Source organism: Shewanella sp. ISS20 (assembly GCF_056522965.1).
In genome coordinates this window covers 1-24,577 of record NZ_JAWRZK010000002.1, presented here as the reverse complement: position 1 = coordinate 24,577, position 24,577 = coordinate 1, and the positions used below count along the sequence as shown (strand labels likewise).

Genomic DNA, 24,577 nt, shown 5'->3' with positions numbered 1-24,577 from the left:
ACTGGCACCCGCCAGAGCAGATGCCAGGTCAATGCCAGCAGCCACCAACAACTCATATCTGCAAATCTCTCCTGCATAAACACAAAAACCAGAAAACATCACTTAGGCAATGTAATGCAAAGTAACTCTCATATTAACAGCATCAAAACCCACTTCGGGCAAAAGCAGCTCGAATTGCTTAATGATGATGACGTTACCGAGCTCATGTTAAACAGTGACGGTAACTTGTGGGTAGAACGATTTGGCTTACCTATGCAAATTGAGTCATCTATGACACCCACTCAAGCCATGCTATTAATGAAAGCACTCGCGGGATTTCACAGCGTGAGCCTAACGGCAGAGCAGCCTCTGCTTGAATGTGAATTTCCTGTCGACGGCAGCCGGTTTGAAGGCGTAATTCCACCAGTAGTATTGGCGCCCACATTTGCGCTGCGTAAAAAAGCCATTCGAGTGTTCAGCCTTGACGACTACATGCAGACTGGGATGCTATCCAAAACCCAATGTGCCGTTCTCAGACAAGCAATCACTGAGCGAAAAAACATACTGATTGTTGGTGGTACTGGCTCTGGTAAAACCACGTTTGCTAACGCTCTTATTAATGAAATGGTGTGTCTTTGCCATAATGACCGCATTGTTATCATTGAAGACACCAACGAAATTCAGTGTGCCGCGCAGAACTCGGTGATATTGCGCAGCAATGCCACCACATCAATGGCCAATCTACTGCGAGCCACCTTGCGCCTGCGCCCCGACCGCATTCTGGTTGGTGAAGTTCGTGGAGGTGAGGCGCTATCGCTACTTAAATCTTGGAACACTGGCCATTCTGGCGGTATAGCAACCATTCACGCCAACAGCGCCCGCCTGGGACTCATTCGTTTAGGTGATTGCATCGCTGAAGTATCACAACACATCAATCACACCCTTATCTCTCAAACCGTAAACCTCGTTGTTTTCATAGAAAAATCATCAACCGGCCGCAGCATTAAAGAAATAATTCAAGTGCATGACTTTGTAGACGGCCAATACGTCACGTCAACCATTGAAAATTAAAGGAATTAACCATGTGTAAATGCCTCCGCTGCAAAAAAGAAGAAGCGGCGCAACCATCAAGATGGTGCCTGAGCTGTTATTACCCAGGGATAGATGCCGACTATGACGAATACCTAGCACTATTAGATGAAGGGCACCGCCAATGCCAAGCCGCTGTCATGTCAGGCTGGCAAGACCCCGTTGAAGCGGGTTGTGAGCCTGATTGAAACAAATCACTCATCCCCTCCTTCCATAAACAACCATCCATAAACAACCACTCACAAGGAGTACCCGCATGAACCAATTTGAACCGCCCAGGTATCAATCGTGGCTCAAATACCTCACTGAACACCCGCTAATTCTACTCGCTATTTTATTCGCCATTGCCATGTTGTTCCCTGACATAGCTCACGCAACATCGTCCTCTGGTATGCCTTGGGAATCTCCCCTCAACAAACTGGTGAAATCTATCACGGGCCCTGTCGCGTTTGGCATTTCAATTTTAGCCATTGTCGCGGCCATGGCAGGCTTGCTGTTTGGCGGGGAATTATCAGGGTTAATCAAAACCTTACTGTTCCTAGCTGTCGGCATTTCCGTTGTGGTGTTTGCTGCTAACGTATTGAGTTCTCTCTTTAACGTGTCATCAACCTTGGTGACATGATGTATGGCACTACACTGCACCCCTATTTTTGATTTTCACCGCGGCAATCTCATTTTAGGTTGTGAGCGCAACTTACTTATGCTACTTGGCATGTTGTGCATGGTTCTCATGGTACTTCAAACCGCCGTATCAATCGTGTTAGCCATAGCACTATGGATAGGCGGCCTGCCGTTGCTCAGCATGATGGGCAAAGCCGACCCTCACATGACCAAAGTATTTTCGCGCTATCGTAAATACGCTGAGTTTTACCCTGCTCACAGCCGCAAAAACTACGCCAACCGGGATTAATTATGTTCCAAACCGCAAAGTATCGAACGCCCAGCATGGGCTTTAGTGATTTACTCAACTACGCCATTTTGGCTGATGATGGTGTCATTCTGAATAAGGACGGCTCATTAATGGCAGGGTTTGCATTTGCTGGCCCTGATATTTCTAGCGCGACCGTTTCAGAGCGCAACGACCTAATGGGGCGCATTAATCGGGTACTCTGCGGTTTTGGCACCGGTTGGATGACCCATATTGAGGCTGTTCGTGACCGCTCACCCAATTATTTAGACACTCAAGGCGCCGCTTTTCCGCATCCCGTGTTTGCCATGATTGATGCTGAGCGTCAGGATTATTACCAGCGAGTCAGTACACGCTATGATTCTGACTACTACCTGTTTGTCACGTATATGCCACCAAACAAAGCCAAATCAGCCATTGCTAACTTTATGTTTGAGCAAAACAGTAACGTCAAACAAGGCTACCAAAAGCATTTAGATGTATTTAAAAGCAAGTTGCGTGAAGTCGAAAGCAACCTCAGCGGCTACATTCAGATTAAGCAGCTCAACGCCTATAAACCCTCAGCTCACAGTCAATTTTATTGCTGCAAACTGCTTGAAGCCCTTAATCACTGCATTAGTGGCGCCCACCATCCCATGCAACTCCCTTTTTGCCCAAGCGGCTTAGACACATTGCTAGGGCTGCACGACTTCTGGACAGGATTAAGCCCCAAGCTCGATGACCAGCTATTAATGACCATTAGCGTTAACGACTTTCCTGACAGCTCCGTGCCCAACATGCTTTATCACCTTGATAAACTTGGCATGAGCTACCGATGGTCAACCCGCTTTTGTTTTTTTGATGCAACCGATGCACAAAAGGCCCTGTGCAAAGAGCAGCGAGCCTGGAAGCAAAAAATTATCGGTTTTAAAGACAGATTTACGAACAATCCTAACCCTACTATTGATACTGACGCCCAGCGTATGCACGTTCAGTACAGCCAAGCAGCGGATATGGTTAAATCCAACGGCGTTCAATATGGCCATTACACCTCAACACTCATTATTCGCGCCAAGACTCAAGAAGCGCTGGACGATATGGCAGAGCGATTGATTAATGCGATTAGGCACCTTGGATTTAATGCCATTACTGAAAGCGTTAACAGTGTTGATGCCTTCTTAGGCTCATTGCCATCAGACAGCTTACACAACGTCAGACGCCCGCTAGTGAGCACCTTAAACCTCGCCGCCATGCTACCTACCTCAGCACAGTGGACGGGCAACATTACCAACCCTAATCCTATGTATCCTGAACATTCACCCGCATTGATGCAGGTGGGCGGGGAAGGAAACGCCCCCTTTTGGTTAAACCTGCACCATGACGACTTAGGTCACAGCTTAGTGTTTGGCCCACCCGGGGCAGGTAAATCCACCCTATTGGCGCTACTCGTCGCGCAAGCGAGTCGATACCCTCACTGCAAACAGTTTGTCTTTGATAAGGACTACTCAGCATTTGCCATCAGTCAGTGTGGCGGCGTTCACTACGACATTTGCAAAGACAGCACAGTGAGCTTTGCACCCTTATCGAAACTGCGTGACGATTTCGATTGGACGGTGGATTTTGTGGTTAAATTACTGGCACTGCGCCAGTTGCACGTAACTCCGCGCCAGCGCAATGAAATCCAAGCCACCCTGCGCAACCTCGCTGACACTGACACGCTAGAGCACATTACCCTTAGTGAGTTCGTTAACGTGGCCGACGTAGAGATTGCAGAAGCCCTTCAGCACTACACCCTTGGCAGTGCTGGCAGCTTACTCAACAACCCCAGTGACAGCTTTCAAAACGCAGCTCTTCAAGTGTTTGAAATGGGCGAGCTAATGAGCAAGGGCGACCAAGATTTATTACCCGTACTCATTTACCTGTTTAGACAAATCGAACTGAGTCTTGATGGCCATCCCGCATTTCTTTGGATAGATGAAGCCTGGGTTGCATTACAGAACCCTATATTTGAGGCCATGATTAATGAATGGTTACGGGTACTGCGTAAGAAAAACTGCGTGGTTGCCCTATTCACTCAATCATTGGGTGAGGCCGCGAAGTCAGCCATCTTTGAAATGCTCATGATAGCCTGCCCGACCAAGGTGTTTTTGCCCAACCCGGACGCTGACAACCCCACGTTAAAGACTATTTATCAGGGGTTTGGCCTTAATAGTCGTCAAATTGCCATCATCAAAGAAGGCCAGCGCAAGCGGGATTACTACATTACTCAACCAGAAGGTAATCGACTATTTAATCTCAATCTTGGTGAGCTAAGCCTCGCGTTTGTTGCCAAAAGTGGCAAGCACGACCTCAACGCCATTCGTGAGCACATCAGTGAATATGGAGCGCAGTGGTATCAGCACTGGTTAGTCACCTGCGGCATCATTGACGAGCAGACCAGACAAGAATTTGCCGGCGCACAACAACCAGCGTCGCCATGAACACCTAGGGGGATACATGCATACATCCATTAAACGGGCGCTCTTATGTAGCGCCTTTTTGTTACCCGTTTGCCAGCAAGCGCAAGCCATCCCAGTGGTTTGCGTCAACTGCTCTAGCGAATGGACTCAGCTCGCCAACAATATCCAACTCGTAACCACTCAAGCCGAAAATATCCGACAAACCATCAACCAGGTTCAAATGATAGAGAACCAAATCCGCAACACCAAAAACCTGGCCTCGGGTGATTGGGGCAACGTCTTTGACCACCTACAACGCTTAAACGTGCTCGCCAGACACGGTGAAAGTATTGCGTTCTCGTCAGCCTCAGTGATGGAAGACATGAACGCCGTGTTTAAAGGGTATGACAGTTGGAATAAAACCGTCGCCCCACAAGACTTGTCTTCTCATTACCGCAACGTATCTCAAAGCTTAGGAGATACCGCCATGGCCGCCATGAAAGTGGCCAACGGCATTCATGCGCAACAAGCAGAGGATAACGTCACCCTTCAACGCCAGCAACGAGCGTCTGAAAATGCCACTGGTCGCTTACAGGCCATTCAAGCGGGCAATCAATTGTCAGCGCAAACCATCAGCCAATTGCAAAAAATAGAAACCCTGCTAGCCACTCAAATTCAGCTCACTAGCACGCTCGTGCAAGCAGAAAATGAACGCAAGCAAATGCAACAGGCGCAGCAAGATAGGTTTATGCAGGGTGATGTACCGTCCTTAGAATCAAGGGAATTAAAACCCTTTAGCCTCAAACAGTTTTAAGGAGCATTATGCGCATTTTGCTCGCACTACTGTGGGTGTTCAGCAGTGTCGCTTGGGGAGCCCCTACCGCTGGCGCCCCAGACACCGGCGCCATGGATGAATTACTGCGCACCTTCGAAAACGCGGCAGGCCAATGGCCTGCCATCATCATTCCCATTACCACCTACTTATTTTGGACGCTGGTAACTATCTCCTGGGCATGGAGTTTCGGAATGATGGTTCTTAATGGCGGCGATACCAAAGACATCTTGGCGGAGCTCTGCAAGCGCACCATCATGGTGGGTTTTTTCTGGTATCTACTGCTCAACGCTCACGAACTGGGCGCCATCATCATCAACAGTTTCGCATCTATCGGGGCAAAACTGGCTGGCAGTGGCGCAGCTCAAACCGCGATATCACCATCATCAGTGTTTGATATTGGTTTATCGCTCGTGTCAAAGATGATGAGCAAATTACACGGCTTTGATATAGCGTCCAGCATTGGCTACATCTTGGTATCGTTGGGGATCTTAGTTATTTTCGCCTTCATCGTACTTAACCTCATGGTTGTCATTATTCAGTATTATTTCCTGCTGAATGCTGGCGTGGTGATGCTAGGCTTCCTCGGTCACGAATGGAGCCGCGACTACGGGATCAACTATTTTAAGCTGATGATTGGTATCGGGGTGAAGTACCTCACCATGCAACTTATTATCGTACTGACACTGAATATCATTGATACGTGGGTTAAACAAAGTGAGCTCACTTGGACACAGTTGCTCATTATTCTGCCGATGATGATAGTGATTTGGGGGCTAGTACGAGAAATCCCGCAAATGGCACAAAGCCTCGTCAGTGGTAGTGACCAGACCACGGGCAACGCTGTCGCCGGCGCGATGCAAGCGGCCGCATTGACTGCCGCAGCCGCTGCGGGTGCTTATGGCGCCATGGGTGGAGCAACCGGTATGTTACAAGGCGCAGGCAACATGTCTCGCCTCGCTGGCGCCGCATGGGACGCAGCATCTGAAGGTGGTGGTGGCGAAGGTGGCGAAGGTGGTGACGGAGGCGGCGAAAACGATCCGGCAACTTCAACACCCCCTGAAAGCGGCAGCGGCTCTGGTGACTCAAGCTCTAGTGACTCAGGCTCTGGTGACTCAAGCTCTAGTGACTCAGGCTCTGGTGACTCAGGCGCCGCCGGTTCGAGCCTAGGAGATTCAAGTGCTGATGCCGCCGGTTCGAGCCTAGGAGATTCAAGTGCTGATGCCGCCGGTTCAAGCCCGGGTGATTCAGGTGCTGCCAGTTCAAGCCCAGGAGATTCAAGCCCAGGTGATTCAGGCTCAGGCGAGCAAGGAGCAAGCGGTGAAGCCTCTAGTGGTGACAGCGCGGGCGATACACCTCCCAAAGAAGGCGCAAACAAAGGCAATGGCGCAAAGCGGGGCTTTCTTGGCACTGCCGCTGTTGCTGCCGGCATTGCTGGCGGTGCCATTGGTAAACAAATGAAGGGCTCTGCCGCCAACGCGTTCAAGTCAGCCATGACCGCGTTTAATACCCCCTCTGATTCTGTGGTGGGCCGCGCAGCAGCAAGCCTTAAACCTAACGATCCATCGCTACAACCTCAAAAAAAAAATCCAATGAATGATTCCGGCAAATCTGGCGCGAGCAAGCCTGAGCCTTGGATGCAGCAATCTGGCGGGTTTTCGAAGCTCAGCAAACCGAACCAACAACAGGCGCTTAAAAACTTCAGTCAGTGGATTAATGATCCAAAACACACCTTTAACCTGGAGGAGTACGTCTCCTACACCCAGGGCAAAAACCAGAAATAGCGAGACTCTCTTTTATGGATAACACACCTCCCGAACGGGCTCAGGATGAAATGAGCTTGATGTATCAACGCGCCCGCATGGAATGGGATGAACGCATTGGTGATACGGTCAAACAGCTTAAAACATGGCGCATTGTGGCCATATCGTCGCTTGTCGTGACGGCATTTGCAGTCATTGGCATTAGCTACATTGGCGCCCAGAGCAAAATCCAGCCGTTTGCACTGGCATTAAGTGATGACCGAGTGATTGCCTTGCAAGAGCTCACAGCGCTGCCAAGAAACCAACTAGAGCTTGTCACTCGCAGTCAAATTGCGGGGTTTATTGAGCATGTTCGTAGCGTGTATTCAGATCCGTTTGCCCAGCAAAAAGCGGTACAAGACGCCTTTGCTCACTTGCGTAGTAATGATGCCGCGCATCAACAACTGAGCCAGGCGTTATCAACCACATTAAATCCAATGAAACGCGCTGAAACTGAACTGGTCAAGGTATCTATTCACAGCGTATTGCCCCTGGGGGATGGCAATACTTACCAAGTTGAATGGACTGAAACCTTGTCAGACCGCAAGGGTAAGGTGATATCTACCCCACGATTCAGGGCGGCTCTCACGACCTCCCACCAAACACCCAGCACCCCAGAAGGGTTTATGCGTAACCCAACGGGCCTGTGGTTCACCACGTATCAAGTCACGGAAATCAACTGATGAAACAGACCTTTACCTTTAGCCTGTTATTGCTGGCCATGCTGCCAGGGCTGGTGCAGGCAAACGCCTTAAATGCCAAAGAAAAACAGGCCACGGAACTCGCTCAAGATTGGATAGCTAAGGACAATAAAACCATTACCGATGGTAGTGGCCGCGTGACTTACTTCTACGGTGCATCATTGCCAACCGTAGTTTGCGCCCCCTTTAAAACCTGCGTACTTGAGCTAGACACTCAAGAGGTCATTAACCCAGATAATGGCCTGCAAATTGGGGATGCCGTGCGCTGGCGCGTGACGCCTACCGTGTCGGGCTCTGGGGATACTCGTCGCACCCAATTAATCATCAAACCTACTGACACTAACCTTGAAACCAATTTAACCATTGCCACCAATAAGCGGATTTATCAGGTCAAACTCATTTCACGAGCCAATGATTGGATGCCGCTAGTCAACTTCGAGTATCCCGAAGAACGTGCGGCGCAGTGGGCAGCCTACCAATCGGCTATGCAGGTAGAAACCCAAAAGAACACCTTGCCCGATGGCCAGTTGGTGCCCGAGCTCGATTTTAATTATGACGTGTCAGGCAAAGCGGACTTCAAACCACTGCGAGTTTATAACGATGGTCGCAAGACCATCATTGAAATGCCAACGCGGGTAGAGCACCGAGTGCTACCTACCTTGTTGGTTGTGAATGGCAATCAGCAAGAGCTGGTGAACTACCGGTATAAAAATAGTTATATCCAGGATGGGCGCCGTATTAATGGCCGCTTCGTGGTAGACCAACTGTCTGACGCTATCATGCTGGTTGTCGGTGTGGGTGGCGACCAAGAGTCCATTTTAATTGAATATGAGGGGCAGTAGATGCATAAGTTTCTGTTAGCGCTCAGCCTACTATTCATGACGGGATGCGCCACATCACCGGTCAACTTCTACAACTTTTCCTTATCCAGTGCTGAAGAGCAGCAAGTGGCCGCAGATTTAGCCTGGTTAATTAAAGAAAAGCACGGCGCCGCGGCGACGTTTGAGTTTGACTATCCGCAGTGGTCACGCTCAACGAGCTTTTCAACAGCCGTTGAGCAAGCGCTTCGCAAACAGGGCATTGCTGTGTATGCCCGCGAAGTGACTGAGGATGACCCAGTAGCCAAAAGTCACAATCAACTTTACTATACGCTAGACAGCCTCAACGATGGCCAACTGTATATTCGCGTGATAGTAAACAACCGATTTTCATTTCAGCGCATTTGGATAAGGGATTATGTTGATGTGCTCAGGCCGCTGACAACGACCAGCGTGTTTGAAGGAGTCGCCGGTGAGTCATACTAACCCCATCATTAACCAAGTCCCAGGTGAGCATCACCCGAACAAGCGAAGGCTGAGCGGTAAACTCATGATGGTTGTTGTCATGAGTTTAATGATGTTGGGATTACTAATTCTGTGGGCGCTGGCCAGTAAGGCCGCGACGGCGCCCACGACCACACCCACCACGCAGGCAACGGAGGCCAGCAACAACCGCTCTGATGACGGCCAAGTCCCGCGAGGACTGGCGCTGACAATTGATAAGCTAACGGCTGTTGTTCCGGCGCCGGATACACCACCGGCTGAATTGACCCCATCGGCGCCTGCGCAAACCTTAACGCCACCACCGCTATCATTGGCCCAGCAGCGAGCCATGGCATTTGAGCAGCAAATGCTGGATTACCGTCAGCAGCAGATTATCAGTGCCATGAACAGCGAGACCGTTGTGCAGGTCAGTAATGCCAACCAACATCCAGAGTTCAATACTAATAATCAGTTATCACAACTCGAAGCGCAGACAGCAATGCTTCAGCAACAGCTTGCTAAACAGGCGGGAATGCAGCCGGGAATGGCAACCATAGCCGGCGCGGCGTCCGCATTTGATGGTCAACAGCAAAAACGGGCTTTTATGGCCGAACATCGTCAAACGGATTACTTGGCACATGCCAGGGAAAGCGCTCTCAGTCCGTATGAATTAAAAGTTGGCACCATCATTCCTGCGGTACTCACTAGCGGCATCAACTCTGACTTACCAGGGCAGGTTATCGCCTCAGTCAGTCAAAACGTGTTTGATAGTGCAACGGGGCAGCATCTACTTATTCCGCAAGGCTCAAAACTCTACGGGGTATATGACAGCCAAATTGCCTATGGCCAAAGTCGGGTGCTACTGGCGTGGAGCCGGATAAACTTTCCTAACGGCACCACACTTAACTTAGACACCATGGGAGGCATGGACACTCAAGGCTTTGCTGGATTTGAAGATAAGGTCGATAACCACTACGTCAAAATCTTTGGTAATGCGTTATTGCTGGGGATGATTTCTGGCGCAACTCAAGCCGGTGTAAGCGACAGTGATAGCAACAACCGTAGCGTGAGTGAATCGGTTGCCGATGGCGTCACTCAGCAGTTCGGACAAACAGGCTCGACGCTAATCCAAAAAAACTTAGATGTGCAACCGCGCATTATTATCCGCAACGGCTACCGCTTTAACGTGATGGTCAACAAAGACGTTTTACTCTCGCCCTACCCTTAGCGCCACCCCTTAGCACCACCTGCTTCCTCTTTATTGATTAACAAGGATCACCATGAAACCTTTACTCACGGTTGCGCTACTGTGCGCGCCACTAACGCTGTCTGCCGCCCAATTTGAACGGGAATCGGTTCGCTACGATGACAACGGCAAACCAATCATTAGCGCTCAATTGAAACTAGCGCCGATTAACGCGCGTGTTGCGCAGCAACAAACAACCTTAGAAACAGTGGACACTCACTGGACAAAACCCGCGCTTGAAGACGCTGAGCAAGTCACTAATCCAGATGCGCTCTGGTACGGCGAAGAAACGCTCGCGTCCCCGGTTGTGTATGAGCATACCCACTTCATTCACCCTGACGAACACTATTTTGATGCCATGAATCGCTGGTTAGCCCGGGATGGTTTTAAGCAAGTCGCATGGAGCTTAGACAGTGACACCATGGCAGTGCTCAATAGCGCACCGGCGGGCACCGTTAGCTTTGCGGGCAGCATTCGAACCGTCATGAAGGCACTCAGCCGACAATTGGGTACACCGTTCGAGTTTGTGGAAGACAATATCCGCCCCATGGCCGCGCTGCATCAATTTCATGGCCGCGACGTGCAAATTGCTGAAGTGAAAGGGGCGTCAATCCAGGAGGCTATCGCCTCACTGGCGACGGAATACCAGTGGAATTGGCACGATGACAACTGGCGCTCGCCGCACAACTACACGCTAACCAGCTCGTACCCCATTGTCACCCCGAAAGGCGATATTAACCGCGCACTCACAACGGTACTGAAGGGCTACCCCGTGGACGCTCAACTCCTGAACTCAACTCGCACTCTATTTATTACTGCGCAATAAGGATCATCCATGCGTTTACCTCTATTAATCCTGGCAATAACCGCCGCGCTCAGTGGTTGTATGTCTCAAAACTATCAAGACACCAAGCAAAGCGCTGATGACGTACACGATGAAATCGGTCGGCACTTGGCGCAATCAGCAACGGGCCAAGTGTCTAACATCACTCGCCCACCATTGACGCTAACGCCACTAAAAAGCGAGCGACAAATCCCATGGCTCAATGAATCACTGTCGGTCAATGTCAGCGGCCTACCGCTCTCACTGGTGCTATCGCAAGTGATGGCGGGCGTTGACGCCAATATCTGGTTTGATGGTGATGTGAACCCAAACAAGCTGGTCACACTGTCATTTTCATCAAACCGCCAAGACGTGCTGAATTTGCTCTCACGTGAAACCGGCTACGGCATGAACGCCAGCAAAGACAAGCTTTCAGTCAGCAAGTTTGAATCTGAAACCTTCGTACTCACGTTGCCATCGGGTCAATACAGTGGCCAACTTGGCAGTCAATCAGGAGGCCAAGATACTAAGGTTACGGGCCAGTTTTTAAATACGGCTTACGCCCAGGTTGATATCGTCACTGAAATCAGCCAAGGCATCAAAGCCATTTTAAAAGATGATGATAATGAAGACGAAGACAAGTTAATTGGCAGCGTTGAGGTCATTCCATCCATGACCACGATTGCTGTTCGCACCACCCCTGACCGCATGGTGAGGGTTCGCTCATTAGTGGATTCGTTTGAGGCTGAACTGTCTAAGCAAGTGCTACTCGACATTCGAGTGCTAGAGTTTCGCTCCAACAAAGGCCGCGAGCGCGGCATTGATTGGAACCTTGTCAAAGATATCGGCGGCGGTTCATTGGAATTTTACATTCCTGGCACCAACACCATCACTCAAGGCGGCAGCGCTGGATTGGCCTTTAAAGGCACTGGCAAATGGGATGGCACTACCGCGCTCATTAAGGCGCTAGAGCAGCAAGGCACAGTATCAACAGACACGCCTATCACGGCACTGGTGCTTAACAATCAACCCTCTCGGATTGCTCAAACCCTGACAACCCCGTACCTCTACGAAGTGAAGGCTGAAAACAATGGCGACATAGTGACTGCCAGCGTGACCCGCGCCACGGAAAAAGAAGGTGTGGACATGATGATAACGCCTAAAGTCATGCGTGATTACGTGTGGTTACGCATAGCCGGCAAGCTCACCAAGATTGTGGGTGATAAAGAAGAGGTGGTATATGACGCCCGCCTACGCTTCCTTGATACCCGTGAAAGCGAGCTGAATTTCACCAACAAACTGCGTTATGGCCAAACGGTAGTGATTGGCTCAATCAAGCAAATGACAACCACGGCAGAGCACACTAAACAGTTTGGCATTGACGCGCTCGGCGGCGAAGGCACTCAACTGGCAACCGTAGAAACGCTGGTGTTACTGACACCTAAGCGAGTGGAGTAATGAAACATCAACTGCCACGCTTAGCCTGCCTACCGCTTACCCGTGGCGCGCTTAAGAAACATCGAGCCCTCCATGGCGCCGCGTTTGAGAAAGTCTTTAAAAAAGACGGTAAGCAATACCGCTACTACAGTGACACGGCGGGCGTTTGCCGCGGTGAATACCTGCAGTCACAGCTAACCCCTAGAAACGGTGATTGGGTTGCCATCATTGAATTGCCGGCACAGGGTAAGTGGTACGGACTCCATGCCAATGGTCAATGTGTGCTGCAAGAAAAAATAGCCAGCATTGATACCCTGCTGACAGAGTTCGATTTTGCGCTGCATCAAAGCGAGCGCATTGAATGCCATTGCAGTGACACGCCAGAGCAGTTAACCCTGCTGTTTGGTGACAAGCTCAGCGAGCTTAACGCGTCCATAGATGCAATTCCGTCGCAATACAGCCTATTGCCCGCATCCAACGCAGCGAGCAAATACGGCATGGCCATTGGGGCGCTGAGCTTGTGCGCCCTTGGCGGTTTACTGGCATTTTCGCGTTCAGAGCCGCCACCGGCGCCGCCCATCAACCCATGGGAGCAATGGACGAGCAATTACACCTCAAAAACGCCTGCAGCCCAAACGCTACTGAATAGTGCGCAACTGGTGGCACTAGGATGGTCGCTGCCGATGGATTGGCAACCTAGGCCGGTTATGCAGTCGGGAAATGCGATAACCCTGCCTATTACGCCACGGCCAGGCGCCCAGCGAATGACCATTAAGGCATGGGCCGCGCAGCTTCCTGCCTCATTTACGTTAACGCCGTCGGACAATACGTTCAGTCTTTCCATGACCACGGAACTGCCACACGAAGCCACGCTCTTTATGGTTGGTGGCTACCCTGACAAATTGCATGACCGGCTCAAGCAGTTAGGCGCCAAAGAGGTACTTAACACCACAACCGCCCTAGATAACGGCACTCAAGAATGGCGCTATGAGGTGGCATTCGATAACATTCACGTAACGATGCTGACCACGTTAAGCGAACTATTCAAGGACACCCCAGTGTTCATTGATGGCTTTTCGGTGACAGCGCTTACGCCTCCTTTAATCAACATGACGATGACGTTAACACTCGTCGGCAAATAAGGATTTTTATGTCAACTACGACCCCCCAACCGCCGCTGCTCGACAATAAACGCAAAGTGTTAATTGGTATTTCAGCGACAATGCTTATTGCCGCAGTGGGGACGCTTGCCTACGGCGAACTAAGCACACCCTTGGCCGCGCCAGCGTACCCAAGCGCGGACTTAACCGCGTTCAATAATAGTGAGCTTACCGGTAGTGAGTTCGGTAGCAATGCTTATGCTGACTTACCAATAATGAGCCAAAGCGCTGAAGCTCAAGCCCCTGCGCAACAATTGCTCAATGACCCGCTGCCAAAATCTGCGGAGCTGATTTTATTGTTAAGCGAACAAATCCAACTCAATGGATTGCGCGAAACGGCAAACAAAACGGCCCTCGCGGCCCAAGAGTCGGCCGATGCCTTAAACGGTAAAACCCAGAGCCCAAGCCAGCTAGATAAGCTATTTGACAACACGGACACTCAACAGCAACCGGCTAACACCCTCGACAGCCTCTCAATCAAAAGCCTGGTGCAAACCAATCAAGGTGTGAGTGGGTTTGTGAGTCTGGCAGGGGAATTAATCCCTATCAGGCAAGGAACGCAGATTGGTGATATTCGTGTCGTGGGAATGACGTCGCAATACGTTGATTTCTCTTATCGTGGCAACGTGACTCGCAAATACCAGGGGTAAACAACATGGAGGAACACCACGTTATTATCAACCCGCAATTGCGCACTTGGTACTTTGAAGAGCGCAAGGTGCTGGCGCTGGGTAATGGTGAAATCATTGTCAGTGACTACCATGCCAGTAATCTAAACAAAATCCGCGACTACATTCAGCAATCAGAGCAGCTTAATGGCGGGCGCTTCTTTGGTCAGCACTTGCCAGTGCGCCTCGTTGACCAAACGCACATTGATGCGGCGTTTTCAGAGGCGGCGGGCTTGCAGCAACATGCGGACGCCATTGAAGAGGTGCTATCAGATATCGGTGAGCGCTTTAAACGGTTACAGCAAACCGCAGTAGACTGGGGCAGCTCAGATATTCACATTGAGCTCTATGAGCATGAAGTGCAGTTCTACGCTCGCGTTGATGGACGCCGGGTTCAATTGGCGGAAACCATGCCAGACCATAGTCATGGCGAGCAATTATTTGCCTACATATTCACATCAAAAGCAACGTCAAAAGATGACGACTATGTGGCAAGTAAATCCAACAATGGCCAACTTGAGCAATTATTGCTGTGCCCTAGTGATGATGGCCAATCAAAAAGGCCACGCCTAACCTTGTGGCGAGCCAGCTACATTCCCACCAAAGGCGGCGGCAAAATCACTCTGCGCTGGCTAAATGGCCAACAATACATTCCCAGACTAGAAACACTAGGCTGGACGGATGGCCATATTGCCGCGCTGCGGCAATTCATGAAAAGCCCCTCTGGCGTGTGCATTTTGGCCGGCAAAACCGGTAGCGGCAAAACCACTGCTATTGCCTCCATTTTGAGTGAAATAGCCAAAGAGCGCTCAGTGCAAACACTGGAAGACCCGCCAGAGTTTAACTTAGGCATTCCACAAACAACGGTGAGCGGCGACAAGCACGGTGAGCAAGGGTTTGCGCTCTACTCCAAAGTGCTGCTTCGCCATGACGTTGAAGTGGAAATGCACGGTGAAGTACGCGACCACGCCGGCGCCATGGAAGTTACGAGAAAGGGGGAAACCGGGCAGCTAATTTTCACCACCTTGCACACCTCAAGCGCCACGGGTATCGCGCACACGCTATCTGAGCAATTAAATGTGCCCGCATCAGTCGTTTCGGCGCCAGGTTTGATGGGCATTTGGGCCTATCAAACCCTGGTAAGAACCTTGTGCCCACACTGCAAGCTCACTGATGACGAAGCGATAGGAGCTTATGACACCAATGAGCTTGGTAATAGCTGGCTCGATGCCAGCGCTGCGCTGGATGAACTCATGGGCGAAACAGCGCGTGAGCATGTGCGCTGGCGTAATCCTGATGGCTGCGAGCACTGCAACCAGGGCGAAAAAGGCCGTACAGCCTTGCTAGAAATGATTGTTCTTGATGATAACGACCGCCACTTCATTCTCAACAAGGACTACCTCAATTGGCAACTGCATTTGCAGGGAAAAGGCTACAAGACGGTGCGTGACCATGCGCTTAGCAAAGTTAAACGGGGTGACGTGGACTTAATTACGGCAGCCGGCAAAGTGAATCAGCTTATTGCCCAATCATCCACGGACATTTACGCCACCTTTACCATGTAAGGAGCCCTTTGTGAGCTGGAAATTTAACGATAAGAAACAACTCAAGCTGCTCGACAACATGTATCGGTTAACGACTGCGGGACTCAAGCAGCGAGACATTGCGGCGCAAATTGCCACCTACGGCAGCGCAATAGAGCAACGTATCGCCGCCGACCTGCTGACAGGCATTGATAGCGGCAATGGCTTTGCAGCGGGGCTCAAGCCTTGGATAGACCGTTTATCCTGGCAAGCCCTGATTGCGGGCGAGAAAGCGGGTGACTTAGCCGGCGGATTGAATAACGCACTTCTGACGCTGAGAACCCGCGCAGCCTCAACCAGTGAACTCGCTAAATCACTAGCCAAACCCGTGATTGGGGTGAGCTTCATTCTGACAGCATCCGCAGGATTGGCTGACGGCTTATTTCCAAAGTTTGGCGCCATGGTGCCAATGAACCGTTGGGATAGTGTGACGGTTTATGCGTATGACTTTGGCATGTTTTGGCAACAGTGGGGATTAGCGCTCGGGGCAATAGCCACCGCGCTATTGATTGGAGTGTCTATCTCATTACCACTACTGACAGGTGCCTGGCGTCAACGCCTAGACTCCCTGCCGATTTATCGCCAATACCGCCTGATTCAAACCACCTCATTGCTGCATTCCTTGGGCAATTTAACCGCCGCCCACTATGGGTTGCTCGACTCACTGCTTAGCATTAAACAACATGCCTCCCCTTACTTGACTTGGCACATCAATCGAATGATTAACCATGTTCACGAAGGGCGCATTAACCTGGGCGATATCTTAGATACGGGATTACTTAGCCCAAGCGAGCAGTCCACGCTAAAACTGCTGGGGCAGATAGGTAATAGCTCCACAATTTTGCTGCGAAGCGCTGACATACATCATGCCATCATCACCGATGAATTGGCCATGTTAAAAAGTGTCGGCACGGATGCCATAAAAATTACAGGCGCAAGTATCGGGGCGCTCATGGCCGCAGGCATTGGCATGCTAGTACTGAGCGTTGCCACCAACATCACTTTGTAATCAGCGTTTCGCCTCGGCAATCAACCTCCACCAATTTCCACAATTTCCACAATTTCCACAATTCCCACTAATCACCCTTTTATCTTTGCGCCACAAGGCACAAAGACCATTAATAATGAGTAAAACATATGAAAAAGTTACAAATTCAAGTTTCACGCAAGCAAGACACCAAAAACGTATTCGCCAATAAACAACGCGGCGCCAGTACCGTGGACGTCATGATAGCCGCAGGCTTTATCATTGGTGCCATCTTGATGACCGTCATGATTGTGCCGAAGGTGCAAGACGCCATGACCATTTCAAGCTTCCAGCGCGACGCTTCAACCATCCAAAGCGCGGTGCTTCGTTGGAAAAAAGCGCGTTCCAATTACACCGGCGTGACCCTGACAGAGCTCTGCAATCAAAACATCTTAACCAAAGGCGGTACGATTTGTGGCAAGACCAATAACGGCCTTGCGACCAACCCGTTCGGCGGTAACTGGACGGTGAAGGCCAACAGCAACCCAGGGCTATTTGATATCGTTGCCACACTGCCTAATAACCCAGATTCTATCGCAGAAGTGGCCGACACCATGGCGCCTATTACTCGCGGTAACTGCCAGAGCGCAACGGGTTGCGCCACACTGCAAGCATCAGGCACCACCTTAACCATGACCTTCTAAGGATTACCATGAAATCAAGCCAGCGTGGTGCATCCACGCTGGATTTGCTTATTACGTTTGGTTTTGCGACTGCATTGCTTCTCCTGTTACTTCCCGCCACCTACGACACGTTTAAATACACAGTTAAGGCGCAGTCCTTAAAAAATGGGGTCGCCCAAGTCACGCAAGCCAGCGAGATTTGGTACGGAAAAGAAATCATGAGAACGCGGTGCTTAACACTGCAACAACCGCTCACCATCAACACGCTAATCAATGCCGGATTGGTGGATAGGCAAATCCAAAATCACGACTGGACATTCGCAGTCAGCACCATCAATAGCAGTAGCCCTCGATGGCAGCGACCCACCCGAACCGTCATCACAGTCACCATTCCAAACGAGTCCCTGCGCAGCGCCATGCAGCAAGCATTATCCCCGCAAGGGATAAGCAACACTGGCCTCGTTTTTAATGCCCCGATGCAAAGTGACATGACTGACACTTTGGCCATTATTGACCGCAGCACAGGATGCCTTCAATGAACAGACAAGCACCCAAGCGACACCAGCGCGGCGTGGTTGGCGTACTTTCATTTTTAATTTGTTTGAGTTTTTTAAGCCTATTATTTTTGGAGTTCGCGACAGCTAAAACAAGGGAACAGAAACTATCACAAGCCGCACCGTTTTACGACCGAATGAAACACATAATCCAACAGATTAATGCGTATCAAATGGATCAGGTAGGGCGTGGCCTCGCCACAGTGAACTCGCTCGGTATTTTTCCACATGCGTGGTCATTACTAGAACCGAACTACTTACCGCAGTTGTGATTACAGCGACGAACAAAAGGGCATTTGCTTACCTAGCCGCAAAACCCCTTGGGGCACTGAAATGCAGATTAAGTCGGGCTACAGCGCTGACGCTAATCGCTTTCCGCAAATGACTATCAGCATTCCGATGCAGCCTAAAAACGATATGTTTGCATTGGAACGTGATGCCTATATCAGCGCACTAGGCAAATTCCCAGGCACAAGAATGGATGAAAGCAAGAATGCTATTCTACTGGTGATATCACGGCTAGATAACGCCATTCAGCACGATGGACTTCGTTAAGCGGTCGGGAATAACTCAACACTAACTGGCGACTGGGATACCGGTGGGAAATTTGCGATTACCAATGCCAAAGACGTGATGATCAGGAATCACGACGGTTCACAACGCAATTTAGCTACCGCCGTGATTGACACCTTTGTCGCTAAACATGGCGATAGAGTCAATAAACCTAAATGCCCTACGCATTTAAAGCCTGATATCCAGGTTGCAATTAAAGGGGTATTTCCGCACAGCGAGGCAAATCGATTCAACGAAGTGAGTATGCAAAAAGCCTACACCACGCCATACACAAACTACTGGGTCATCGGATTAGATTATTACGCCGTCAATAAAATCAGCAGCAAATGGGTGTTTATGCATGACGGTGAAGTCAGCGTCAGCCTCCGCTGCATACCTAACTAAGGATCATTAAATGAAAAAAATCACTATTGCCCTACTGGGCATCATGCTAGCAGCACCAACGCTCGCCAATGATGAAAAAGTCACCTTCGAAAAAGGGATCGCCAGCGCTAAAAAAAACCTGCACGGTAAAACCATTACCCCAGAAGAAACTATTGCTACATGGAACAAATACGCGATAATACCTGAAAGCTCAGGCGGTGGTAGCGGCACTGTCGAAGAGTTTACGATAGATTCAAACGTCGATGGAGCGAAAGCAAAGCGACTAAAACCTGTCTCAACCCATATTTGCACGCTTGGCCAGGTCGCAGGGGAATACCACCGCGGACTCAAGGCGGTTGATGTCCGAGTCCAAAAAAACAGTTCTGATGGTTATTGGTATTTGTTCGCGGATGGCTACAGTTCTCACAACTACGGCAAGGCCATTTGCTGGTCTAAATAACCATAAAAAGGCTGCTGCGGCAGCCTATCCCCACTGACCATTGAACGGTTTTTTCGATCACACAATGAAGAATATTTAGGCATTCAGATCACCCTTGATGAACATCACTAAAACCGCATAGAAAGGGATATAGTTGTTGTTTTTCAACCAAATGAGATCATACTAAGCACAACAAACAAAAAGGATGCAGACTGATGAAAAAATCATTACTAACCATGGCGTTAGCCACTTTATTAAGCCCTGCCATGGCCATTGAGAATGGTCAAATTGAATCAGCGTCAGCATTCCCGTCGCTAGTTGAAATGAACTGCACTGGCACAATAATCGCGGGTAAATGGGTGCTTACCGCAGCCCACTGCTCTTGGCCGAGCTCCGGTGGCATAAAACCGGTGAATTTAGTGGGCGCCCAAACCCATGGCGACTCATTCATTATTGACCCTCTCAAAGACGTGGTATTCAATGCTGGCGTAGCTAGTGATATCGCGTTATGGGAACTGAGTGAAACACCGTTATTCGACAAGACATTATTCTTATCTAATGATTATGTGGAACGCAATTTAACTTCCACGTTCACCATCTATGGGTTTGGGCAAACCCAACAGCAATTACACAGCGCCACCTATAGTATCGACAATTATTTACACGAAGATGATGAACTCCTATTTTTCAGAGCCTCAACCAAAGCTAACTCTATATCTGGCGACTCTGGCGCCCCATATTTACTCAATGGAAAGATCGCCGCTATACACAACGGTTCGGCAATAAAAGAACCCCCTTTAGGTCTAGAAGGCGAAAACTATCACGGCACTTCAGCGAGTCGCATATCCTTCGCCCAAGATTGGATCTTGGAAACAGTCAACGCCTGGCATTACCCAACAATTGCAACGGTTGCGGCGGGTCAAAGCAAGACGATTGAAGTGCAATCATTGCACATGAACGCAGTGGTTGATTCAGCCTCACCCACCGGCGACATTGAAATTGATATCGCAAACTCTTCTTGCATCAATGGCGGGGCACAAATTCAGCCATTTGATATTTGTACGTACACGTTTACCAGCAAAGATGGCTATGAAGCGACGTTAGATTTAGGCAATGACCAACTTATCATTATTAATAAAGGCAAAGGGCCGACAGTAACGCCGCCTACGCCAGAGCCTGAAGCGGGCGGGAGTAGTGGTGGCAGCGCGGGTTGGTTAAGCCTTTTAGGTTTGTTGGCGTTGGCGTATCGCCGCAAAGGCAAACAACCCGTGTTGAATCAATGACGTTAGATAACTTGATACTAGGTGGATTCATGGTATGGATGGTGTACCTACTATGGACGGCCGCCAAGCAGATTAAATAGCAAATTTCGATGTTAAACTAGCTCACTTATTGGTGGGCTTTTTTGTGCGCGTTTGGGACTGATTATGATTTTATCGCTGCTTTTACCTTTTGTGTTTGCTGTTATTCTGAGCTTTTTACTGGTTATTGCTTTGCAAGTGTTACCTGCGACGCGTGTATTTAAAAAACCGCCTTATTTAGTTAGCCAAGGCTTTTTGCGCTGCCGGGCTGACATGTTTATGCGGGTAGCCTTACTGGCTGCGGCAGGGGCAACACCTACGCTACTGGTTACGACAAACACCTCAGCCTCATTATGGTTGCTTGCATTAATCTGCGTTCCGCTGGTGATTAGCTTAGCACCCAGTATTGAATGGCAATTGCGCAAAGACGCTAAGTTGGCATTTTGCAAACCTGTGGGAAGCACGGTGACTACGGTTCACTTACGCAACCCATTTCAACCCTTCGACCTTCGCACTTACCAAGAACTACTTGAACTGGTTGAGGTATTACCTAAAGCGCATGGTGTCACCAAGTTACGGTTAAGCTCACCGATGTTTTACCACCCAAGTGGGGCACTACGCAGCTTTGCGTCATTAGAAAAACAACTTCACAAACTGGGCGCCAGTTTGCACCACTCGCCATCGAGTGACAGCCATGTATTTGGCAAGCTTTGTATAAAGATTCATGCCACACAACACCCAGAAAAACTGAGTCAGATTGATTTACAGCGTTGGTATCAGCTCGATATCACGCTGAACGACGAAAACATTTCCCCTAAATAGCTATTCTTAAATCAAGGAGCATCTTTTGCAGCCCACACAACCTTATGCCCGCTACCGCACTGCATTGCAATGCCTGCGCTTACTACAGCAACGCGGTTATATCCCTGCTCAATCAGATGCATGGTGGCAAGAAGTTGAACGGCAACATCGTCCGCTTGCGCTTTACAGGGGCTTACCCAAAAAGCAGCAAGAACTTCCGAATGATGCCATTACACTCTGCGTCCGCGTCGATGTTGAGATGGAAGGCCGTGAACAGAGTAAAACCTTTTCACTGCAACAACTTATTACCACGCTAGAAATAGGTATTAGCACGTACTGCATTCCACCATTTGCTTATGATTGGTTAATTGCCATCAAAAAGCAGTATCCTAATATCACCCTTGTTGATTTTCAGTAGATTGCACCACAATGGCCAATGAACTTAATTCATCCACATACAACCGCACCATCGTAAGAAACACCGGAAAACCAAAGAGCCCACCTCAAAAGCAATCAGCCAAAAATGAGCAGTATGCCATCGCCCGCAAACGCGTAGAGAAACTCAGGGAGCGAGCAGAGCTAGCGGAGGCATTGGGCATCCCCATACATGAACTAGAGGACTTCTAATGACAACTATCAGCGACAAGGTATCAGTCATCGGCTGGTCACTCGTCACTTTCATTGCACTTAGCTTAGCGGCGTACAGTTACGGCTACCGGCTCAATACGAGCCAGTCCTACCCACCGGGTTTGTATGTCATTGACGCCGTTAAATCAAACTACCAAGTGAATGACCGGGTGTTGCTTTGCCCGCCGGTTCATAACAGCATCAAGGACGCCATTCGTCGAGGCTATCTTGCACCAGGGTATTGCGACAGTGGTAGCGTCCCAATGATAAAAAGCATTGCGGCAGTCAGCGGCGACGCAGTTACGCTTAACGATGAAGTTGTTATTCGTGACAAGGCATTACCTGGTAGCACCATTCAATATCACGATAGTCAGGGGTTGGCGTTAACACCGTACCGGCACCATGGTAAATCACGCTTTTGGGTGCCTTCTGGAAATGTATTTGTGCATTCTTTCTACGCCCCAAGCGACAGCTTTGATAGTCGCTATTTTGGCCCAGCGCCAACCGCCAATATTCTGGGGACCATCAAACCAGTAATATTACTGTCTGACTTACAAAACTTTTTTACCGCACAACCTTAAAGCCACCATTCGCTAAACACGTATAACCACCACACCTTTTATACCTAACCGCATTCCATCACTGGAACGTGCGCGGCCAGGTATTACCTATTGCTAGGCCAACACTATGACCGATAAATACAACAACACCATTAAGGCACAAAGTCGCACTCAGCAAAAATACCCCAACGCGTTGCCATTAACGGCCTGCGCACTTTCAATACCATTATCACTGCAAATAGCCACTCAACGCTTTGCTGAAAACTTTGGCTACCAAGCGGTGCTGGGTAGCAACATCGACGGCTGGTATGCACCATGGAAGATTATCCAATGGTTTCATCAATATTATGCTGTATACCCTACTCAGACCATGAGTGCTGCCACCATGGCCATTCCCCCCTTGATGGCCACAATGGCAAGTGTTCTTGCCTATAAGCTCTGGCAACAAACCCGAGCAAAGTCCAAAAGCTATCTACACGGCAGCGCGCGCTGGGCCAATAAGCAAGACATTATCAATGCAGGTTTATTACCGGAAGCTGGCACAGCAGATAAAGAGGGGGTGATTGTTGGCTCGTGGATAGACCCCAAAGGCAAACAACACTACCTAGTTCACACCGGGGCAGAGCATATATTGTGTTACGCCCCCACGCGCTCAGGCAAGGGCATTGGGCTAGTGATACCAACATTACTAACCTGGCAGCACAGCGCCCTCATTACTGACCTTAAAGGCGAGCTGTGGGCGCTGACCGCAGGCTACCGCAAACACATAGGCCAGCACTGCCTGAAGTTTGAGCCGGCCAGTCGCAATACCGTGTGCTGGAATCCCTTAGAAGAGATTCGTGTTGGCACTGATTTTGAGACCGGTGACATTCAAAACATATGTACCTTGATTGTTGACCCTGAAGGTAAAGGACTAAAAGACCACTGGCAAAAAACCAGCTTTTCACTGCTCTGCGGATTAGTGGCACACATCATTTATAAAAGCATCAAAGCCGAGACTGTCGCCACCCTGCCCATGCTAGATGCGATTCTTGCCTCACCCAATCGCAATATCAGCGAGCTATGGACCGAAATGGTGGACTTCGCTCACACGGAAGACAAAGAAACTGGGGAGATATGGACTCACCCCTTAGTAGCCGCCGCAGGCCAAGACATGATTGACCGTGAAGAGCGCGAAGCCGGCTCAGTATTATCATCGGTAAAAAGCTACTTGGTGCTCTACCGTGACCCAGTAGTCGCCGCCGCTATCGGCAAGTCTGAATTTAAAATCAGAGACCTAATGAACTCTGATAAACCGGTTAGCTTGTACTTGGTGACTCAACCCACCGACAAAGACCGCCTAAAGCCATTAATCCGTATCATGATGAACATGATAGTGAGATTGCTGGCCGACGGTTTAGAGTTCAAAGATGGCCGTCCCATTGCCAATTACAACTTTAGATTATTGGGAATGATTGACGAGTTTCCGTCACTGGGTAAGCTCGATATTCTTCAAGAGTCACTGGCGTTCGTTGCCGGCTACGGTATTAAGTTCTACCTAATCACCCAAGACTTAAATCAACTTAAAAGCCCCGAAACGGGTTACGGCAAAGACGAGCAAATCACATCAAACTGCCACATTCAAAACGCCTACCCACCTGGGCGCATTGAAACGGCTGAACACCTAGCTCGATGCACCGGCGAAACCACGATTATGCAAAAGCAGATATCCACCTCAAGCAAGGGCTGGATTGGTGGAACGAGTACCAGCGTAAATTACCAACC

Annotated in this window: 28 protein-coding genes; all 28 read left to right on the top strand. The window is 49.6% G+C overall.

What is annotated here, in order from left to right:
- The first annotated feature begins 114 nt into the window (after window positions 1–114).
- Window positions 115–1,050, top strand: a complete 936-nt coding sequence (gene trbB / locus AC1HDP_RS17945) for a P-type conjugative transfer ATPase TrbB (RefSeq protein ID WP_479639946.1) — start codon at window positions 115–117, stop codon at window positions 1,048–1,050.
- 11 nt (window positions 1,051–1,061) lie between these two features.
- Window positions 1,062–1,256, top strand: a complete 195-nt coding sequence (locus AC1HDP_RS17940; protein ID WP_479639945.1) for a hypothetical protein — start codon at window positions 1,062–1,064, stop codon at window positions 1,254–1,256.
- A 68-nt stretch (window positions 1,257–1,324) separates the two neighbouring features.
- On the top strand, window positions 1,325–1,690 hold the full coding sequence (locus AC1HDP_RS17935; protein WP_140934214.1) for a TrbC/VirB2 family type IV secretion system protein: 366 nt from the start codon (window positions 1,325–1,327) through the stop codon (window positions 1,688–1,690).
- Window positions 1,691–1,693: 3 nt separating this feature from the next.
- Window positions 1,694–1,978: a conjugal transfer protein TrbD gene (gene trbD, locus AC1HDP_RS17930; RefSeq protein WP_479639944.1), complete on the top strand. Its 285-nt coding sequence runs from the start codon at window positions 1,694–1,696 to the stop codon at window positions 1,976–1,978.
- Window positions 1,979–1,980: 2 nt separating this feature from the next.
- Window positions 1,981–4,434, top strand: coding sequence for a VirB4 family type IV secretion/conjugal transfer ATPase (locus AC1HDP_RS17925; protein ID WP_479639943.1), 2,454 nt, complete (start codon window positions 1,981–1,983; stop codon window positions 4,432–4,434).
- Between the two features lie 16 nt (window positions 4,435–4,450).
- The gene (gene trbJ / locus AC1HDP_RS17920; RefSeq protein ID WP_479639942.1) at window positions 4,451–5,206 is read left to right on the top strand and encodes a P-type conjugative transfer protein TrbJ; all 756 of its coding nucleotides are present in this window, start codon (window positions 4,451–4,453) and stop codon (window positions 5,204–5,206) included.
- Between the two features lie 8 nt (window positions 5,207–5,214).
- Entirely contained in the window at window positions 5,215–7,008 is a 1,794-nt protein-coding gene (gene trbL / locus AC1HDP_RS17915; RefSeq protein WP_479639941.1) for a P-type conjugative transfer protein TrbL, read from the top strand.
- A 14-nt stretch (window positions 7,009–7,022) separates the two neighbouring features.
- Complete coding sequence (locus AC1HDP_RS17910) at window positions 7,023–7,709, top strand: VirB8/TrbF family protein (protein WP_479639940.1); 687 nt, start codon at window positions 7,023–7,025, stop codon at window positions 7,707–7,709.
- Window positions 7,709–8,569 carry a P-type conjugative transfer protein TrbG gene (gene trbG / locus AC1HDP_RS17905; RefSeq protein ID WP_479639939.1) on the top strand — a complete coding sequence of 287 codons (861 nt, stop codon included), beginning with the start codon at window positions 7,709–7,711 and terminating at the stop codon, window positions 8,567–8,569. The genes AC1HDP_RS17910 and trbG overlap by 1 nt, the downstream gene beginning before the upstream one ends.
- Window positions 8,570–9,031, top strand: a complete 462-nt coding sequence (locus AC1HDP_RS17900; protein ID WP_479639938.1) for a hypothetical protein — start codon at window positions 8,570–8,572, stop codon at window positions 9,029–9,031.
- Entirely contained in the window at window positions 9,018–10,256 is a 1,239-nt protein-coding gene (locus tag AC1HDP_RS17895) for a TraB/TrbI/VirB10 family type IV secretion system protein (protein WP_479639937.1), read from the top strand. The genes AC1HDP_RS17900 and AC1HDP_RS17895 overlap by 14 nt, the downstream gene beginning before the upstream one ends.
- 52 nt (window positions 10,257–10,308) lie before the next feature.
- On the top strand, window positions 10,309–11,100 hold the full coding sequence (locus tag AC1HDP_RS17890) for a hypothetical protein (RefSeq protein ID WP_479639936.1): 792 nt from the start codon (window positions 10,309–10,311) through the stop codon (window positions 11,098–11,100).
- Window positions 11,101–11,109: 9 nt separating this feature from the next.
- On the top strand, window positions 11,110–12,555 hold the full coding sequence (locus tag AC1HDP_RS17885) for a type II secretion system protein GspD (protein WP_479639935.1): 1,446 nt from the start codon (window positions 11,110–11,112) through the stop codon (window positions 12,553–12,555).
- Window positions 12,555–13,676 (top strand): hypothetical protein, encoded by a 1,122-nt coding sequence (locus AC1HDP_RS17880; RefSeq protein WP_479639934.1) that lies wholly within the window; start codon window positions 12,555–12,557, stop codon window positions 13,674–13,676. Before AC1HDP_RS17885 ends, AC1HDP_RS17880 begins: the two co-directional genes overlap by 1 nt.
- 8 nt (window positions 13,677–13,684) lie before the next feature.
- The gene (locus AC1HDP_RS17875; RefSeq protein ID WP_479639933.1) at window positions 13,685–14,344 is read left to right on the top strand and encodes a hypothetical protein; all 660 of its coding nucleotides are present in this window, start codon (window positions 13,685–13,687) and stop codon (window positions 14,342–14,344) included.
- 5 nt (window positions 14,345–14,349) lie between these two features.
- Window positions 14,350–15,927 (top strand): GspE/PulE family protein, encoded by a 1,578-nt coding sequence (locus tag AC1HDP_RS17870; RefSeq protein ID WP_479639932.1) that lies wholly within the window; start codon window positions 14,350–14,352, stop codon window positions 15,925–15,927.
- 10 nt (window positions 15,928–15,937) lie between these two features.
- A complete protein-coding gene (locus AC1HDP_RS17865) occupies window positions 15,938–16,954 on the top strand; it encodes a type II secretion system F family protein (protein ID WP_479639931.1) in 1,017 nt (338 codons plus the stop codon).
- Window positions 16,955–17,082: 128 nt separating this feature from the next.
- Window positions 17,083–17,616 (top strand): hypothetical protein, encoded by a 534-nt coding sequence (locus tag AC1HDP_RS17860; protein WP_479639930.1) that lies wholly within the window; start codon window positions 17,083–17,085, stop codon window positions 17,614–17,616.
- Between the two features lie 8 nt (window positions 17,617–17,624).
- Window positions 17,625–18,134 carry a hypothetical protein gene (locus AC1HDP_RS17855; protein WP_479639929.1) on the top strand — a complete coding sequence of 170 codons (510 nt, stop codon included), beginning with the start codon at window positions 17,625–17,627 and terminating at the stop codon, window positions 18,132–18,134.
- Entirely contained in the window at window positions 18,131–18,421 is a 291-nt protein-coding gene (locus AC1HDP_RS17850) for a hypothetical protein (RefSeq protein WP_479639928.1), read from the top strand. The genes AC1HDP_RS17855 and AC1HDP_RS17850 overlap by 4 nt, the downstream gene beginning before the upstream one ends.
- Window positions 18,422–18,482: 61 nt before the next feature.
- The gene (locus AC1HDP_RS17845; RefSeq protein WP_479639927.1) at window positions 18,483–18,704 is read left to right on the top strand and encodes a hypothetical protein; all 222 of its coding nucleotides are present in this window, start codon (window positions 18,483–18,485) and stop codon (window positions 18,702–18,704) included.
- 75 nt (window positions 18,705–18,779) lie between these two features.
- Window positions 18,780–19,106 carry a hypothetical protein gene (locus AC1HDP_RS17840; RefSeq protein ID WP_479639926.1) on the top strand — a complete coding sequence of 109 codons (327 nt, stop codon included), beginning with the start codon at window positions 18,780–18,782 and terminating at the stop codon, window positions 19,104–19,106.
- 10 nt (window positions 19,107–19,116) lie between these two features.
- Complete coding sequence (locus AC1HDP_RS17835) at window positions 19,117–19,545, top strand: hypothetical protein (RefSeq protein WP_479639925.1); 429 nt, start codon at window positions 19,117–19,119, stop codon at window positions 19,543–19,545.
- A gap of 194 nt (window positions 19,546–19,739) precedes the next feature.
- On the top strand, window positions 19,740–20,807 hold the full coding sequence (locus AC1HDP_RS17830; protein ID WP_479639924.1) for a trypsin-like serine protease: 1,068 nt from the start codon (window positions 19,740–19,742) through the stop codon (window positions 20,805–20,807).
- Between the two features lie 144 nt (window positions 20,808–20,951).
- Entirely contained in the window at window positions 20,952–21,647 is a 696-nt protein-coding gene (locus AC1HDP_RS17825) for a hypothetical protein (RefSeq protein WP_479639923.1), read from the top strand.
- Between the two features lie 25 nt (window positions 21,648–21,672).
- Complete coding sequence (locus AC1HDP_RS17820; RefSeq protein WP_479639922.1) at window positions 21,673–22,044, top strand: hypothetical protein; 372 nt, start codon at window positions 21,673–21,675, stop codon at window positions 22,042–22,044.
- A gap of 208 nt (window positions 22,045–22,252) precedes the next feature.
- A complete protein-coding gene (traF, locus tag AC1HDP_RS17815) occupies window positions 22,253–22,834 on the top strand; it encodes a conjugative transfer signal peptidase TraF (RefSeq protein ID WP_479639921.1) in 582 nt (193 codons plus the stop codon).
- A 106-nt stretch (window positions 22,835–22,940) separates the two neighbouring features.
- A partial coding sequence (locus AC1HDP_RS17810) for a type IV secretory system conjugative DNA transfer family protein (protein WP_479639920.1) occupies window positions 22,941–24,577 on the top strand: 1,637 nt, incomplete at its 3' end.

Bases quoted from the DNA above. Each gene is read 5' to 3' on its own strand.
- AC1HDP_RS17935 (WP_140934214.1), top strand. From the start codon at position 1,325: ATGAACCAATTTGAACCGCCCAGGTATCAATCGTGGCTCAAATACCTC.
- AC1HDP_RS17925 (WP_479639943.1), top strand. From the start codon at position 1,981: ATGTTCCAAACCGCAAAGTATCGAACGCCCAGCATGGGCTTTAGTGAT.
- AC1HDP_RS17855 (WP_479639929.1), top strand. From the start codon at position 17,625: ATGAAATCAAGCCAGCGTGGTGCATCCACGCTGGATTTGCTTATTACG.
- AC1HDP_RS17860 (WP_479639930.1), top strand. From the start codon at position 17,083: ATGAAAAAGTTACAAATTCAAGTTTCACGCAAGCAAGACACCAAAAAC.
- AC1HDP_RS17940 (WP_479639945.1), top strand. From the start codon at position 1,062: ATGTGTAAATGCCTCCGCTGCAAAAAAGAAGAAGCGGCGCAACCATCA.
- AC1HDP_RS17875 (WP_479639933.1), top strand. From the start codon at position 13,685: ATGTCAACTACGACCCCCCAACCGCCGCTGCTCGACAATAAACGCAAA.
- AC1HDP_RS17835 (WP_479639925.1), top strand. From the start codon at position 19,117: ATGAAAAAAATCACTATTGCCCTACTGGGCATCATGCTAGCAGCACCA.
- AC1HDP_RS17910 (WP_479639940.1), top strand. From the start codon at position 7,023: ATGGATAACACACCTCCCGAACGGGCTCAGGATGAAATGAGCTTGATG.
- AC1HDP_RS17845 (WP_479639927.1), top strand. From the start codon at position 18,483: ATGCAGATTAAGTCGGGCTACAGCGCTGACGCTAATCGCTTTCCGCAA.
- trbG (WP_479639939.1), top strand. From the start codon at position 7,709: ATGAAACAGACCTTTACCTTTAGCCTGTTATTGCTGGCCATGCTGCCA.
- AC1HDP_RS17900 (WP_479639938.1), top strand. From the start codon at position 8,570: ATGCATAAGTTTCTGTTAGCGCTCAGCCTACTATTCATGACGGGATGC.
- AC1HDP_RS17825 (WP_479639923.1), top strand. From the start codon at position 20,952: ATGATTTTATCGCTGCTTTTACCTTTTGTGTTTGCTGTTATTCTGAGC.
- AC1HDP_RS17870 (WP_479639932.1), top strand. From the start codon at position 14,350: ATGGAGGAACACCACGTTATTATCAACCCGCAATTGCGCACTTGGTAC.
- trbJ (WP_479639942.1), top strand. From the start codon at position 4,451: ATGCATACATCCATTAAACGGGCGCTCTTATGTAGCGCCTTTTTGTTA.
- AC1HDP_RS17890 (WP_479639936.1), top strand. From the start codon at position 10,309: ATGAAACCTTTACTCACGGTTGCGCTACTGTGCGCGCCACTAACGCTG.
- trbL (WP_479639941.1), top strand. From the start codon at position 5,215: ATGCGCATTTTGCTCGCACTACTGTGGGTGTTCAGCAGTGTCGCTTGG.
- trbD (WP_479639944.1), top strand. From the start codon at position 1,694: ATGGCACTACACTGCACCCCTATTTTTGATTTTCACCGCGGCAATCTC.
- traF (WP_479639921.1), top strand. From the start codon at position 22,253: ATGACAACTATCAGCGACAAGGTATCAGTCATCGGCTGGTCACTCGTC.
- AC1HDP_RS17830 (WP_479639924.1), top strand. From the start codon at position 19,740: ATGAAAAAATCATTACTAACCATGGCGTTAGCCACTTTATTAAGCCCT.
- AC1HDP_RS17850 (WP_479639928.1), top strand. From the start codon at position 18,131: ATGAACAGACAAGCACCCAAGCGACACCAGCGCGGCGTGGTTGGCGTA.
- AC1HDP_RS17885 (WP_479639935.1), top strand. From the start codon at position 11,110: ATGCGTTTACCTCTATTAATCCTGGCAATAACCGCCGCGCTCAGTGGT.
- trbB (WP_479639946.1), top strand. From the start codon at position 115: ATGCAAAGTAACTCTCATATTAACAGCATCAAAACCCACTTCGGGCAA.
- AC1HDP_RS17880 (WP_479639934.1), top strand. From the start codon at position 12,555: ATGAAACATCAACTGCCACGCTTAGCCTGCCTACCGCTTACCCGTGGC.